Below are 13,792 nucleotides of genomic sequence, written 5' to 3'. Positions count from 1 at the left end.
TTGCGCGGAGAAACTACTCCGCGCGCTTGGCGAGCTTGGTGAACTTCTTCAGCACGCGGTCGCGCTTCAGCTTGGAAAGGTAATCGACGAACAGCACGCCATTGAGATGGTCGATCTCGTGCTGAATGCAGGTCGCGAACAGGCCGCTGGCCTCTTCCTCGATGGTCTTGCCGTCGAGGTCCATATAGCGGATCCGCACCGTCGCCGGTCGTTCCACTTCCTCGTAATATTCAGGGATCGACAGACAGCCTTCCTCATAGACCGAGAGTTCTTCCGAGGCCGAGATGATCTCCGGATTGATGAAGACGCGCGGCTTCTTGCCGTCCTCCTCATCGTCCTTCTTGGCGATGTCCATGGTGATCAGCCGCAGCGGAACCGCGATCTGGATCGCCGCCAGCCCGATCCCGGGTGCGTCATACATCGTCTCGAACATGTCGTCGGCGAGCTTGCGCACCTCTGACGTCACCTTCTCGACAGGTTTGGAGATCAGCCGCAACTGTTTGTCGGGCAGGATAATGATTTCACGAATGGCCATGGCGGCGATTTAATCTGCGCGCCGGTCCGGGTCAATCCGCTGGAAAAGCTGGACTTTGAAGGACGTTAACTCCCCGCTAACCATGAAAATTGAGGCGCGGTTAACCATGCCGGTTAAGGTCTGCTTAACCACATTTCTTAGGCTTGGGTTAACCAGGAAAATTCATTTTGCATTAACCATAAATGTTCCCTCTTCGTTCGCGCAACCGACCGAATCGGCTACAAGGATGGGATGAACGAGATTCTTTTCATGATCGGCGACATGCCGGTCACCGCCGGCGTGGCATTGATGGGCTTCAGTGCTCTGGCGCTGGGTTTGCTGCTCACCATCGCCATCATCATCGCTCGCTCCGGTAGCCGCGGCGCCGCCATGGCCATGGCCCAGGCGATCCGCGCCGACGAACTGGAAGAACGCCTCAGCGAAGTGCTGAAAGCACAGAACGAAGCCACCGGCCGCGTCGACGCCATGGGCCAGACCTTGGCAGGCCGTCAGGCCGACATGGCACGCGCGGTGTCCGAGCGACTGGACTCCGTGACCCATCGCGTCGGCCAATCCATGGAACAGACCACACGCAACACGATGGAAAGCCTGAGCGCGCTGCATGAGCGGCTGGGCATCATCGACAACGCCCACAAGAACCTCACTGACCTCACCTCGCAGGTGACGACACTCCGCGACGTGCTCGCCAACAAGCAGTCGCGCGGCGCCTTCGGTCAGGCGCGGATGGAAAGTATCGTCAAGGACGGCATGCCGAGCGGCGCCTATGCGTTCCAGCACACGCTGTCGTCGGGCAAGCGGCCGGATTGCGTGATCTTCCTGCCGGACCAGCGCCCGCTGTGCATCGACGCAAAATTCCCGCTGGAAGCCGTCACGGCGCTGCATGACGCACGCAGCGACGAGGAGAAGAAATACGCGGCGCAGCGCTTGCGCGCCGACGTGATGAAGCATGTCACCGACATCGCCGAGAAGTATCTGGTTGCCGGCGAGACGCAGGATACGGCGCTGATGTTCGTGCCGTCGGAATCCGTCTATGCGGAAATCCACGACGGATTCGATGACATCATCCAGAAGGCCTATCGCGCCCGCGTCGTCTTGGTGTCGCCGTCGCTGTTGATGCTGGCGATCCAGGTGATGCAGCAGATTCTCAAAGACGCGCGGATGCGCGACGCCGCCGACCAGATCCGTACCGAGGTGCTGAATTTGGGCGACGACCTCACCCGGTTGCGCGACCGCGTGATAAAGCTTCAGACCCATTTCGGACAGGCCAACGAGGACGTCCGCCAGATCCTGATCTCCGCCGACAAGATCGAGAAGCGCGCCGGCCGCATCGAGGAACTGGATTTCAGCAAGAGCGAGCCGGCGGCCGAGGTAGCCCCGGTCATCGCGAAGACCGCCGCCCCCGACATGTTCGCGCCGCTGCCGCGCAAGATTCAGGCAGGGGAATAGGCTACAGGCCGCTTTCCCCCGAATCTGCTAACCCTTCCCCATGACCAGCGCGCCTGACTCGTCCGAAGCCGCCCTCGCCTTGAAGCCCCGTGCCACCTGGCGCGAGAGCATGGCGGTGTATCTGCAGCCGCGAGTCCTGATCGTGCTGCTGCTTGGCCTGTCGTCGGGCCTGCCGCTCGCGCTGTCCGGCTCGACCCTGCTGGTGTGGATGCGCGAATCCGGCGTCGATCTCGGTACCATCGGGTTGTTCGCCCTCGTCGGCACGCCCTACACGCTGAAATTCCTCTGGGCGCCGCTGGTCGACGCGCTGCACGTGCCATTCTTTACACGGCAGTTCGGTCGCCGCCGCGGCTGGCTGGTATTTTCACAGCTGCTGCTGATCGGCGCGATCCTGCTGCTGGCGCTGACCGATCCTGCACGTTCCCCGCTGTTCGTCGCCCTCGGCGCGCTACTGGTCGCCGCGATGTCGTCGACGCAGGACATTGTCGTCGACGCGTTTCGTGTGGAGAGCCTGCCGGAGAGCGAACAGGCGGCCGGCATGGCGTCTTATGTCGCGGCCTATCGCATCGGCATGCTGATCTCCACCGCCGGCGTGCTGTTTCTGGTCAGCGCCTTCGAAAGCACCGGCATCGCGCGCTCCGCCGCATGGATGTGGGGCTATGTGGCAATGGCTGCGATGGTGCTGATCGGCACAGTCACAGCGCTTGCGGCCACCGAGCCCGAGCAATCCGCGCAGGCCGAAGCCGCCACACGCGGCGAAAGCGCCTTCACGCGCGTGCTGCAGGCCGCAATCGGCGCGTTCTCCGAATTCCTGGCGCGCAAGGACGCCTGGGCGGCGCTGGCGTTCGTGGTGCTGTTCAAATTTACCGATGCGTTTTCCGGCACCATGACCGCGCCCTTCGTGATCGATCTCGGTTTCACGCGGAATGACTATGCGGCCATCGTCAAAGGCGTCGGCCTTGCCGCGACGCTGATTGGCGGTTTCGCTGGAGGTTTTGTCGCGCGGCGCTATTCGCTTGCGGCGAGTTTGTGGATCGGCGCCGTGTTGCAGGCGGTGTCCAATCTCGCCTTCTCGTGGCTCGCCATCGTCGGCGTCAATCAATGGGCGCTGGCACTGGCCATCTCGGTCGAGAATTTCACCAGCGCCATCGGTACGGTGATCTTCGTCGCCTATCTCTCCGCGCTCTGCAAAAACCCGCTGCACACAGCCACGCAATATGCGCTGCTCACGGCGCTCGCTGCGGTGGGGCGGACCTATCTGTCGGCAGGTGCAGGTTACGTCGCGCAGGCGACGGGATGGCCGATGTTCTTCGTCATCAGCGTGGTCGTCGCGGTGCCGAGCCTGATCCTCCTGATCTGGCTGCAGCGCCGCGCGCATTTCGAGATGCTGGGGCCGGTAAGGGTTTAACCGAAGCGAACTCAGTTCGGCTTCGTCACCACGCTCCATTTCGTCACCAGCGCTTCACTCATCTGCCCGGCCTGCTCGGCGCAGGTGACTTCAGCAACCTTGAGCGCAACTTCCTTGCCGACAAGCTTCTTCAGCTGCGTGGCCTGCACGTCATTGGCAACGACGATCTCGAACGTCTCAGGTCCGGTCTCAAGATTGCACAGCCCTGCAGGCGCCGGCAGCCGACGCGGCTCGCTGACCACTTGATACACATTGGTGCGCTTGCCCTTGGCATCGCGGCTGCGCATGGCGTTGAGCTGCCCGGTCAGCACATCGCCGATCTTCATGGTCCTCGGTGCCACCGGTGCGGCTGGCGGAGCCGGCGTTTCGGTCGCGCCTCTGGCAGCCGTAGCAAACAGGCCGGCCGCACAAATCGCAGCGGCCCAGGTCGGCAAAGCCTTCAAGTCATATCGTGTCATCAATGCTCTTCCAGTCTAAAACAGCGTCCGCTGTCGCATCGCGGCCGACAGCGTGCCTTCGTCGAGATAATCGAGTTCACCACCAACCGGCACGCCATGTGCCAGCCGCGTCACCTTCACATTGGCCTCCTGCAGGAGGTCGGTGATGTAATGTGCCGTGGTTTGCCCATCAACCGTCGCATTCAGCGCCAGGATGATTTCGCTCACCTCTGAATCATGCGCACGTGACACCAGCGCGTCGATGGTCAGATCCTGCGGGCCGACGCCGTCGAGCGGCGACAGCGTTGCACCCAATACATGATATTTGCCCGTCGTCGCATGGGCGCGTTCGAGCGCCCACAAGTCCGCGACATCGGCGACCACCACGATGGTCGAAGGATCGCGGCGCGGGTCCGTGCAGATCGTGCAGGGATTCTGCGTATCGATATTGCTGCAGACCTTGCAGACCTGAATCCGGTCGATCGCCACCTGCAAGGCACCGGCTAGCGGCGTCATCAGCGCCTCGCGCTTCTTGATCAGATGCAGCGCGGCACGCCGGGCCGAGCGCGGGCCAAGACCGGGCAGCCGCGCCAGCAGCTGAATCAGGCGCTCGATTTCCGGACCGGCCGTGGATGCCATCTCAGGTAAGGCCCATCCCCGGCGGCAGACCGAGGCCGCCGGTCAGCGCCTGCATCTTCTCTTGCATCGCAGCTTCCGCCTTGCGGCGCGCATCACCGAGCGCTGTGACCAGCAGATCCTCAAGGATCTCGACTTCGTCGGCTTTGACCAGCGAGGGATCGATCTTCACGGCCTTCACTTCGGTCTTCGCGGTCATCCGCACGGACACGAGGCCACCGCCGGAGATACCTTCGACCTCGACATGGTCGAGCTCGTCCTGCATCGCCTTCATCTTTGATTGCAGCTGCGCTGCCTGTTTCATCATGCCGAGAAAATCAGCCATGAGTTTTCCTTCGCAGTTCGATTAATCGTCGTCGTTGAGACCGTCGGTCGCGTCATCGCTGATCAGGTCGCTATCGCTGCCGTTGAAGTCCGGCGGCTCAGGGGCGATGACACGAACCTCGACCTTCGCACGCGGAAACCGTGCCAGCACTTCCTTGACCCGCGGATCGGCTTCCGCCGCGCGCTGGCGTTCGTTCTTCTGCTCGAGCTGCTGATCGCGCAGCGTCGGCTGTCCCTGCTCGTTGGACACGATCACGGCCCAACGCCGGCCGGTCCACTGTTCGAGCTTCCGCGACAGATCGTTGATCAGCGTGCGCGACGCCGTGCGCTCCATCGCCAGCTCAAGCCGCCCGTCCTCGATCCTGATCAGGCGCACATCGGCTTCGAGCGCCCCGCGCACCATCAGGTCGCGTTTCTCGCCGGCCAATGCCACAAGTTCGGGGAAGGTCGAAATCTTCAGCACCGCTGCGGGCGGCGCGTCTGCCATGCCGACTTGCGGCCGCGGCGATGGTTCCGCGCCGCCGCGCTGCATGGTCGGACCACGCGACGCACTCGCTGACATCGTCGGCATGGCGGACGGCATCTGCGCTGACGGCAAAGATGCCGACGGAGGGGACGATGGCGCGGCACGGCCTCCACCATTCGTTGGGATCATCGGCGACGTCCCGCCATTCTGGTCGAGCATCCGGATCGCTTCATCCGGCGTCGGCAGATCGGCAACGTAAGCGATGCGCACCAGCACCATCTCGGCGGCGGCGGCGGGACGCGTCGCGCCCTGCACCTCGGTGATGCCCTTGAGCAGCATCTGCCACATCCGCGACAGCACCCGCATCGACAGCTTCGAGGCGAAATCGCGCGCGCGCAGACGTTCGGTCTCTCCAAACGCGACATTGTCGGCGGTTGCCGGCACGATCTTCACGCGGGTGACGAAATTGACGAATTCGGCAAGATCGCTCAGCACCACAATCGGATCAGCGCCGACGTCGTATTGTTCGCGAAATTCCTTAAATGCGCTGGCGATGTCGCCACGCGCCAGCGAATCGAACAGGTCGATGACACGGGTGCGATCGGCGAGGCCGAGCATCTGCCGCACAGCATCGGCGCGCACGGTGCCCGCGGCATGCGCAATCGCCTGATCGAACAGCGACAGCGAATCGCGCACCGAGCCTTCGGCGGCGCGGGCGATGATGCCCAGCGCTTCCGGCTCGACCTCGACATTCTCTTTGCCCGCGATGTTCGACAGATGCGACATCAGCACGTCGGCATCGACGCGGCGCAGGTCGAAGCGCTGGCAGCGCGACAGCACCGTCACCGGCACCTTACGGATTTCGGTCGTGGCGAACACGAACTTGGCATGTTCCGGCGGCTCTTCCAGCGTCTTCAGGAACGCGTTGAAGGCGGCGGTCGACAGCATGTGGACTTCGTCGATGATGTAGACCTTGTAGCGCGCGCTGGATGGCGCATAGCGCACGCTGTCATTGATCTGGCGGACATCGTCGACGCCGGTGTGGCTCGCGGCATCCATTTCGAGAATGTCGATATGCCGGCTTTCCATGATCGCCTGGCAGTGGATGCCGGGCGTCGGCATGTGGATGGTCGGGCCTTTGACCGAGCCATCGGCCATCTCATAATTCAATGCGCGCGCCAGAATACGCGCCGTCGTCGTCTTGCCGACACCGCGGACACCGGTAAGGATCCAGGCCTGCGGAATGCGGCCGGTCTCGAACGCATTGGAGACGGTGCGGACCAGCGCTTCCTGGCCGATCAGATCGTCGAAACTGCCGGGGCGGTATTTACGCGCGAGCACGCGATAGGGCGTGGCGGCAGCAGGCGCCGGGGCAACGCCCATATCGAAACCGCTCTGGTGATCATCAGGAGGGGACGTGCCAGCGTCGGTCATCGAGGAATCCGCAATGTGTTGTCTCGTAAAGCCGGCTTGCGGAACATCTGGCGCATCATAGGCGGAACGGGACACAGGTTCCGGCCTTCGATGCTGCCTCACTCATCGAACAAGGCGCCCACCGAGCTAACGACCCATGTGCAGGACGCTGAATTTGCTCGATAAAACAAGTAGGAGACTGACGAGCGACCCGATCCGGATCTCGTTAGGGCTGCTTCCTTCCGGACCTGACCCGATTGGCGAGTGGCTCGTCCACCGCCAATCTCCCGGTGCTTATTTGGGGCCAAAATGGTCGGAAAGCAAGCGCGGCGCGTGTCGCAAGTCCGCCGCAAGTTTTGCGCAGGAAAGTCGCAAGAAAACGTGGTCCAGACGCGCAAAACCGGCCATGACGGGAGTTGTCTGCGCAGCCGCTTCCTGCGACGCTGTGCGCCTTAATCGAGAGTCAGAATGGCCGCTCCCTCCTCCTGGTCGCTGCACGAGCAGCTGCAACAAGACACCATCGACATCGGCGACCTCCCGCTCAGCCGCGTGCTGGTGGTGAAGGACGCGCATTATCCCTGGCTGATGCTGGTGCCACGCCGTGCCGACACGACCGAGATCATCGATCTCGACGAGGTCGCGCAGGGCCAGTTGATGACCGAGATCAACCGCGTCGGCCGGGCGCTCAAAGACATCACCAAATGCGACAAGCTCAATGTCGCGGCGCTCGGCAACATGGTGCCGCAGTTGCACGTCCACATCATCGCGCGCCGCAAGACCGATGCCGCCTGGCCGCGGCCGATCTGGGGCGTGATGCCACCACTCGCCCATGACGCGGCAGAAGTGCAGCGCTTCATCTCAGAACTCCGCCGCAAGATCTGGCTCGGTTGACCATCATGACAAGCAAGCTGTTTCCGCTCGGCCATCCGGCCTTCGTCTCCAACACGCTCGACCGCGCCGCGCATCTGCGCTTCAGCGACGAGAAACTGTTCGCGCTGGAGGGCAAAAGCTCCTCGCGCGCTTATGTGATCTACCGCGACTCGCTGGTCATGAAGAAGGATGGCGATGCCCAGCGCGCGCTGCTGACCATCGACGAGGCGCTGAAATTCGGCGCCAATCCTGGCACTGTCTTTCTGGGCCTGCGTGATGGCGATGCGGTGTTCGGCATGGGCATCGGCGCACCCGCCGTCGAAAAGCTGTTGACCCGCGACGATGTCGTCGTCAGCGAACTCCGCGGCATGGCCATGCAGGGCATGGTGCCGCCGGAACAACTCTCGGCGGTTGCACAGGCCAAGTCGCTCGTCTCCTGGCATCAGCGCCACGGGTTTTGCGCCAATTGCGGCGCCAAGTCCTCAATGGCCGAAGGCGGCTGGAAGCGCGTTTGCCCGAGCTGCAAGACCGAGCATTTCCCGCGTACCGATCCTGTCGTCATCATGCTGGTGGAGAAGGGCGACAAGTGCCTGCTCGGCCGCCAGAAGCAGTTCGCTCCGGGCATGTATTCGTGCCTTGCCGGTTTCGTCGAAGCGGCCGAGACCATCGAGGACGCGGTGAAGCGCGAGATCTTCGAGGAATCCGGCATCCGCTGTACCGACGTCACCTATTACATGACGCAGCCCTGGCCCTACCCGTCATCCCTGATGATCGGCTGTTCGGCGCGCGCCATCAGCGACGAGATTACCGTCGACAAGATGGAACTTGAGGACGCCCGGTGGTTTGACCGTGACGAGGCGATGCTGATGTGGAAACGCGAACACCCGGACGGGCTCGCGGGGCCGCACCCATTCGCCATCGCGCATCATCTGCTCGGTCGCTGGCTGCATCCCGACCAAGCCTGACCACACGGGGAATCCTTCATGAGTGCCAAGCCTATCCACGTATTGTGTATCGGCCTGCCGGTTCGCGACCTGACCTTTGCCGTCGAAGCCGTCCCGGGGCGTGGCCAGAAATTCCCCTCCCAACGTTTCGCCCAGATCATCGGCGGCAATGCGCTCAACGCCGCCATCGGCGTCAGCCGGCTGGGTGGCCGGGCGTCGATGACCGGGCCGATGGGCGACAAGAACGAGACCGCCGACCAGTTTCTGTTCGACGACCTCGCCAAGGAAGGCATCGACTCCGCGCATCTGGTGCATATGCCGGGTCTGGTGACACCGATCTCGGCCGTCATGATCGACCCTTCGGGCGAGCGCACCATCGTCACCTTCCGCGATCCCGAACTCTGGAAAGTGAAGCTGCCCGATCACGACCTGCTGCTGCAGGACTGCAGCGCCATTCTGGTCGAGAGCCGCTGCGCAGGCTTCGCCACCGAGCTTTGCATCGAGGCGCGCCATCGCGGCATTCCCGTCGTCGTCGATATCGACAGCACGCTGTCGCAGCGCGAGGGCCTGCTGACCGCCTCCTCGCACCTGATCTTTTCGGACGATGCGCTGCAATCGACCGCCGGCATCACCGACAATCTCAAGGCGCTGCAGAAGATGGCGACGCTGACCTCGTCTTTCCTCGCCGTCACCCGCGGCCCGCGCGGTACCCTGTGGCTCGACGAGCACGGACATCCCAAGGAAACCCCGGCCTTCCCCGTTCACACCGTGGACACCCTCGGTGCCGGCGACATTTTCCACGGCGCCTTCGCGCTGGAATTCGCGGGCGGCAAGTCGGTACCGGAGGCGCTGCGCTTCGCCTCCGCCGCCGCAGCCCTGAAATGCACCCGCTATGGCGGTGCTTTTGCCTGCCCGCAACGTGCTGAAGTCGAACAGCTTTTGAGGGAATCCAGGGTCGGTGCCCTTAGCTGAGGCGGTACAGGGCTTGCCTTGGAAGAATGTTCTATATATGAGGTTACTCGACCCCATAATTAGAACAAAGTTCTTCCCATGACCGATGTCGCCGACCAGCCCCTTGAATCCACCCGCCGCCTCGATGCGATCGATCGCAAGATCCTGACCGTCCTGCAGGAAGACGCCTCGCTGTCGGTGGCCGAGATCGGCGACCGCGTCGGGCTTTCGTCGACACCGTGCTGGAAGCGCATCCAGCGCCTCGAGGCCGATGGCGTGATCCTCCGCCGGGTTGCCCTGGTCGATCAAAACAAGATCGGCCTGGGTATCTCGGTGTTTGTCTCGGTGGAGAGCGGCGACCATTCCGACGCCTGGCTGAAGAAATTCGCCGATGCCGTCAGCGCCATGCCCGAAGTCATGGAATTCTACCGAATGGCCGGCGACGTCGACTACATGCTGCGCGTGGTCGTGGCCGACATGCAGAGCTACGACATCTTCTACAAGAAGCTGATCAGTGCCGTGGCCCTGAAGAATGTCACCTCGCGCTTCGCCATGGAGAAGATCAAGTCGGTCACGGCACTGCCGGTGCCACCGATGCCGGCTGCTTGAGAAATACCGCGCTGTCGTCGCCCTGTCGGACCGGGCGACGACGCCGAAACAGATCAATCATATACTCCGATTGAATCAACAATAATGATCAATTAGATTTATTGATCAAACGGCATGAGGATGTGGCCAAACCGGAGTTTGGCCCATGACCGTTCTTGCCCAAGATGCCAACCGCACCAGCCCGCTTGCTGCTCGCAACCTCCCGCTTCTCCCCGGATTGGCGCTCACGGCCGCAATCGCTGGCGTCGCATTCGCTTTGCGTGAAATCCCCTATGTCGGCGTCGCCAGTCCGATGATCCTGGCCATCGGCATCGGTATCGCGATCCAGAACACATCCGGCGCGCCGGCTGCAGCCAAAGCCGGCATCACCTTCTCCATGCGTAGCATCCTGCGCTTCGCCATCATCCTGCTCGGCCTGCAGCTCACCGCAGCGCAATTGCTGGAGGTTGGCGCCGTCGGCTTTGCAGTGATCGCGGCGACGCTCATTGCAACCTTCGCCTTCACCACCTGGCTCGGCCGCACCATGGGCATCGACCACAGGCTGGTCGAACTGATCGCCGCCGGCACATCGATCTGCGGCGCCTCCGCCGTGATCGCAACCAACACCGTGACCCGCGCGTCCGATGAGGATGTCGCCTACGCGGTCGCCTGCGTCACCATCTTTGGCTCGATCGCCATGTTCGTCTATCCGCTACTCGGTAGCGTGCTGCAGCTCGACCCACATCATTTCGGGCTTTGGGCTGGCGCATCGATCCACGAGATCGCGCAGGTGGTCGCGGCCACCTTCCAGCAGAGCCGCGACGCCGGCGAATTCGGTACCGTCGCGAAACTCGCGCGCGTGATGATGCTGGCACCGGTGGTGATCACACTTGGCCTGCTGGCGACACGGCGCGCACGCGCCATCGGCGCGGGATCCGGCAGCGCCAAGGTGCCGATGCCGTGGTTCGCCTTCGGCTTCGTGGCGATGGTGATCCTGAATAGCCTCGTTGACGTGCCGCATACAGCTATGAGCCTGATCATTCCGATCACGACCTTCCTGCTGACCATGGCGCTCGCCGCAATGGGGCTGGAAACCAATATCCAGAAGCTGCGCGCCAAGGGCCTGCGCCCGCTGCTGCTCGGCGCCGCAGCCTTCCTGTTCATTGCCGGCTTCGGCCTCATGCTGGTGAAACTGACGACCTGACGGAGATGCCATGACGCTCGAACAGCTCCGGATATTCGTCGCCGTCGCCGAACACGAGCACATGACGCGGGCTGCCGAGAGTCTGCATCTCACCCAATCTGCCACCAGTGCCGCCATTGCCGCGCTAGAAACGCGCTATGCGACGCAGCTGTTTCACCGCGTCGGCCGCCGCATCGAATTGACCGAGATTGGCCGCGCCTTTCTGATCGAAGCCCGGGCCGTGCTGGCACGCGCTGCCGCCGCGACGACCGTCCTCACCGATATGGCCGGCATGACGCGTGGCTCCCTTGCGCTGGCCGCGAGCCAGACCGTCGGCAACTACTTTCTGCCGCCTGTCATGGCGCACTATCGCCAGCGCTTCCCCGGCATCGACCTCAGCCTCCGCATCGGAAATACCGAACAGGTGGCCGATTGGGTGCGCGACGGCGAAGTCGATCTCGGCATCGTCGAAGGCGCGGTTGACCATCCGGCACTCGCGACCCAGCCCGTGGGCGACGACGAACTTGTGCTGGTGGTCGGCCGATCGCATCCATGGGCGAAGCAACACACTGTCGTGCCGGGTCAGCTCGCCGAGACGAACTGGGTGCTGCGTGAAGCCGGTTCCGGCACGCGCGCCATTGCGCAATCGGTACTGGACCAATCAGGAAACGCGCCCGATGACATCCGTATCGCCATGGAGCTGCCGTCGAACGAAGCCGTCTGCGCGGCCGTCGTGGCCGGCGCTGGTGCGAGCATCATCTCCCGGCTGGCCGCCACCGCCCTGATCGGCAACGGTGATCTCATCGCCATCAAAGCCTCGCTGCCGACACGGCGCTTCGTCCAGCTGCGCCACAAGGAGCGCTATGTGACGCGAGCGGCAAGGGAGATGTCGGAAATGATTGCGGCGGATCAGGCAGCCAGAACGTAACTCGCACGATTTTCCACCAACTGTTGTCGCCCGGCTTGGCCGGGCGACAACAGCAGAAATCAAATCGTCTGGTTATACGCGCCGACTTCCGGATGCGTCCGCAGCACCACATTCATGGCTTCGAACATGTCGTGCATCCGCGCTTCGGAGACCGGGCTTTCGACCACGACCACCAGCTCCGGCTTATTTGATGACGCCCGCACCAGACCCCAGCTGCCGTCCTCGCAGGTGACGCGCACGCCGTTGACCGTGACGAGATCGCGGATCGATTGTCCTGCGACCTTGTCGCCCTTCTTCTGCGCATCCTCGAAGTACTTCACCACCGCAGCGACGACGCCATACTTGGTCTCGTCGGCACAATGCGGCGACATGGTCGGCGACGACCAGGTCTTCGGCAGCGCGTCCTTGAGATCGGCCATGGTCTTGCCCGGGGCGCGGTCCATCATCTCGCAGATCGCAATCGCCGAGACGAGGCCATCGTCATAACCACGGCCTACCGGCGCATTGAAGAAGAAGTGACCGGACTTCTCGAAGCCAGCGAGCGCCTTCAGCTCATTGGTGCGGCGCTTCATGTAGGAGTGGCCGGTCTTCCAGTAGGTCGTCTTGGCATTCTGCTTCTGCAGCACCGGATCCGTCACGAACAATCCGGTCGATTTCACGTCGACCACAAAGGTCGCATCCTTGTGAACCGCGGACATATCGCGCGCGAGCATCACGCCGACCTTGTCGGCGAAGATTTCCTCGCCGGTGTTGTCGACGACGCCGCAGCGATCGCCGTCGCCGTCGAAACCGAGGCCGACATCGGCCTTGTGTTCGAGCACCGCATCGCGGATCGCGTGCAGCATCTCCATGTCTTCCGGATTCGGATTGTATTTCGGGAAGGTGTGATCGAGCTCGGTATCGAGCGGAATCACCTCGCAGCCGATCGCTTCCATCACTTGTGGTGCGAAAGCACCCGCGGTGCCGTTACCGCAGGCCACGACGACCTTCAGCTTGCGCTTCAGCTTCGGGCGGTTGGTGAGGTCGGCGATATAGCGCGCCGGATAATTTTCGTGGAATTGATAGGAGCCGCCAGCCTTGTTCTTGAACTCGGCATTGAGCACGATTTCCTTCAGCCGGGTCATCTCGTCCGGACCGAAGGTCAGCGGCTTGCTGGCGCCCATCTTCACACCGGTCCAGCCGTTGTCGTTATGCGAGGCCGTCACCATGGCGACACAGGGCACATCGAGATCGAACTGCGCGAAATAGGCCATCGGCGTTACCGCGAGGCCGATATCATGGACCTTGCAGCCGGCGGCCATCAGGCCCGTCATCAGCGCATATTTGATCGAGGCGGAGTAGCCGCGAAAATCGTGTCCGGTGACGATTTCCTGCTTCTGGCCGAGTTCTGCAATCAGCGCGCCGAGCCCCATGCCCAGCGCCTGAATGCCCATCAGGTTGATTTCCTTGCCGAACAGCCAGCGCGCGTCATATTCGCGAAAACCCGTGGCCTTGACCATCGGCTCGGATTCGTAGGCGTAGGTATTCGGCACGAGCAAGGGCTTCGGCTTCGGAAACATCGCAGGACCTCGCATCAATTGGGATCAATCTTGAATGCGCAGGCTTAGCCTTTGCGCACGCCTGTGGGAAGACGCATGGGCATTCAAGGATGCGAGTTTGTTTA

The 13,792-nt window shown here is 62.7% G+C and carries 14 protein-coding genes and 1 other RNA gene; 8 read left to right on the top strand and 7 right to left on the bottom strand.

What is annotated here, in order from left to right; translation table 11 throughout:
• Positions 1 to 13: 13 nt before the first annotated feature.
• The gene (gene def / locus SFY93_RS06825; protein WP_089262812.1) at positions 14 to 535 is read right to left on the bottom strand and encodes a peptide deformylase; all 522 of its coding nucleotides are present in this window, start codon (positions 533 to 535) and stop codon (positions 14 to 16) included.
• Positions 536 to 766: 231 nt separating this feature from the next.
• Here def and SFY93_RS06820 point away from each other — a divergent pair, with 231 nt between their 5' ends.
• Positions 767 to 1,981, top strand: coding sequence for a DNA recombination protein RmuC (locus tag SFY93_RS06820; RefSeq protein ID WP_320446508.1), 1,215 nt, complete (start codon positions 767 to 769; stop codon positions 1,979 to 1,981).
• Between the two features lie 40 nt (positions 1,982 to 2,021).
• Positions 2,022 to 3,389, top strand: a complete 1,368-nt coding sequence (locus SFY93_RS06815; protein ID WP_320446507.1) for an AmpG family muropeptide MFS transporter — start codon at positions 2,022 to 2,024, stop codon at positions 3,387 to 3,389.
• Between the two features lie 11 nt (positions 3,390 to 3,400).
• Here the strand turns inward: SFY93_RS06815 and SFY93_RS06810 are convergent, their stop codons facing one another.
• From SFY93_RS06810 to ffs, 5 genes are all read right to left on the bottom strand, one after another.
• On the bottom strand, positions 3,401 to 3,847 hold the full coding sequence (locus SFY93_RS06810) for a hypothetical protein (protein WP_320446506.1): 447 nt from the start codon (positions 3,845 to 3,847) through the stop codon (positions 3,401 to 3,403).
• Positions 3,848 to 3,862: 15 nt separating this feature from the next.
• A complete protein-coding gene (gene recR, locus SFY93_RS06805) occupies positions 3,863 to 4,465 on the bottom strand; it encodes a recombination mediator RecR (protein WP_089262818.1) in 603 nt (200 codons plus the stop codon).
• A 1-nt stretch (position 4,466) separates the two neighbouring features.
• Positions 4,467 to 4,787: a YbaB/EbfC family nucleoid-associated protein gene (locus SFY93_RS06800; protein ID WP_089262819.1), complete on the bottom strand. Its 321-nt coding sequence runs from the start codon at positions 4,785 to 4,787 to the stop codon at positions 4,467 to 4,469.
• A 21-nt stretch (positions 4,788 to 4,808) separates the two neighbouring features.
• Entirely contained in the window at positions 4,809 to 6,686 is a 1,878-nt protein-coding gene (locus SFY93_RS06795) for a DNA polymerase III subunit gamma/tau (protein ID WP_320446505.1), read from the bottom strand.
• A gap of 170 nt (positions 6,687 to 6,856) precedes the next feature.
• Positions 6,857 to 6,953, bottom strand: an RNA gene (ffs, locus tag SFY93_RS06790) — signal recognition particle sRNA small type.
• A 180-nt stretch (positions 6,954 to 7,133) separates the two neighbouring features.
• Here ffs and SFY93_RS06785 point away from each other — a divergent pair.
• From SFY93_RS06785 to SFY93_RS06760, 6 genes are all read left to right on the top strand, one after another.
• Positions 7,134 to 7,556, top strand: coding sequence for an HIT domain-containing protein (locus SFY93_RS06785; protein WP_320446504.1), 423 nt, complete (start codon positions 7,134 to 7,136; stop codon positions 7,554 to 7,556).
• Between the two features lie 5 nt (positions 7,557 to 7,561).
• Positions 7,562 to 8,500 carry an NAD(+) diphosphatase gene (gene nudC / locus SFY93_RS06780; RefSeq protein ID WP_320446503.1) on the top strand — a complete coding sequence of 313 codons (939 nt, stop codon included), beginning with the start codon at positions 7,562 to 7,564 and terminating at the stop codon, positions 8,498 to 8,500.
• An 18-nt stretch (positions 8,501 to 8,518) separates the two neighbouring features.
• Positions 8,519 to 9,451 (top strand): sugar kinase, encoded by a 933-nt coding sequence (locus SFY93_RS06775; protein ID WP_320446502.1) that lies wholly within the window; start codon positions 8,519 to 8,521, stop codon positions 9,449 to 9,451.
• A 78-nt stretch (positions 9,452 to 9,529) separates the two neighbouring features.
• Complete coding sequence (locus SFY93_RS06770) at positions 9,530 to 10,039, top strand: Lrp/AsnC family transcriptional regulator (protein ID WP_089262825.1); 510 nt, start codon at positions 9,530 to 9,532, stop codon at positions 10,037 to 10,039.
• Between the two features lie 145 nt (positions 10,040 to 10,184).
• Positions 10,185 to 11,222, top strand: a complete 1,038-nt coding sequence (locus tag SFY93_RS06765) for a YeiH family protein (protein WP_320446501.1) — start codon at positions 10,185 to 10,187, stop codon at positions 11,220 to 11,222.
• Between the two features lie 10 nt (positions 11,223 to 11,232).
• Positions 11,233 to 12,129, top strand: a complete 897-nt coding sequence (locus tag SFY93_RS06760) for a LysR family transcriptional regulator (RefSeq protein ID WP_320446500.1) — start codon at positions 11,233 to 11,235, stop codon at positions 12,127 to 12,129.
• Between the two features lie 59 nt (positions 12,130 to 12,188).
• Here SFY93_RS06760 and SFY93_RS06755 read toward each other — a convergent pair whose 3' ends face one another.
• The gene (locus SFY93_RS06755; protein WP_320446499.1) at positions 12,189 to 13,688 is read right to left on the bottom strand and encodes a phosphomannomutase/phosphoglucomutase; all 1,500 of its coding nucleotides are present in this window, start codon (positions 13,686 to 13,688) and stop codon (positions 12,189 to 12,191) included.
• Positions 13,689 to 13,792: the final 104 nt, after the last annotated feature.

The organism is Tardiphaga sp. 42S5, assembly GCF_034044155.1.
GTDB classification, from domain to species: Bacteria; Pseudomonadota; Alphaproteobacteria; order Rhizobiales; family Xanthobacteraceae; genus Tardiphaga; species Tardiphaga robiniae.
This window is presented reverse-complemented; position numbering and strand designations above follow the sequence as displayed.

What these genes read in the sequence shown, in the direction of transcription:
- SFY93_RS06765 (WP_320446501.1), top strand. Translation starts at nt 10,185, where the DNA reads ATGACCGTTCTTGCCCAAGATGCCAACCGCACCAGCCCGCTTGCTGCT.
- def (WP_089262812.1), bottom strand. Translation starts at nt 535, where the DNA reads ATGGCCATTCGTGAAATCATTATCCTGCCCGACAAACAGTTGCGGCTG.
- SFY93_RS06760 (WP_320446500.1), top strand. Translation starts at nt 11,233, where the DNA reads ATGACGCTCGAACAGCTCCGGATATTCGTCGCCGTCGCCGAACACGAG.
- SFY93_RS06815 (WP_320446507.1), top strand. Translation starts at nt 2,022, where the DNA reads ATGACCAGCGCGCCTGACTCGTCCGAAGCCGCCCTCGCCTTGAAGCCC.
- SFY93_RS06770 (WP_089262825.1), top strand. Translation starts at nt 9,530, where the DNA reads ATGACCGATGTCGCCGACCAGCCCCTTGAATCCACCCGCCGCCTCGAT.
- nudC (WP_320446503.1), top strand. Translation starts at nt 7,562, where the DNA reads ATGACAAGCAAGCTGTTTCCGCTCGGCCATCCGGCCTTCGTCTCCAAC.
- SFY93_RS06810 (WP_320446506.1), bottom strand. Translation starts at nt 3,847, where the DNA reads ATGACACGATATGACTTGAAGGCTTTGCCGACCTGGGCCGCTGCGATT.
- recR (WP_089262818.1), bottom strand. Translation starts at nt 4,465, where the DNA reads ATGGCATCCACGGCCGGTCCGGAAATCGAGCGCCTGATTCAGCTGCTG.
- SFY93_RS06775 (WP_320446502.1), top strand. Translation starts at nt 8,519, where the DNA reads ATGAGTGCCAAGCCTATCCACGTATTGTGTATCGGCCTGCCGGTTCGC.
- SFY93_RS06755 (WP_320446499.1), bottom strand. Translation starts at nt 13,688, where the DNA reads ATGTTTCCGAAGCCGAAGCCCTTGCTCGTGCCGAATACCTACGCCTAC.
- SFY93_RS06785 (WP_320446504.1), top strand. Translation starts at nt 7,134, where the DNA reads ATGGCCGCTCCCTCCTCCTGGTCGCTGCACGAGCAGCTGCAACAAGAC.
- SFY93_RS06820 (WP_320446508.1), top strand. Translation starts at nt 767, where the DNA reads ATGAACGAGATTCTTTTCATGATCGGCGACATGCCGGTCACCGCCGGC.
- SFY93_RS06800 (WP_089262819.1), bottom strand. Translation starts at nt 4,787, where the DNA reads ATGGCTGATTTTCTCGGCATGATGAAACAGGCAGCGCAGCTGCAATCA.
- SFY93_RS06795 (WP_320446505.1), bottom strand. Translation starts at nt 6,686, where the DNA reads ATGACCGACGCTGGCACGTCCCCTCCTGATGATCACCAGAGCGGTTTC.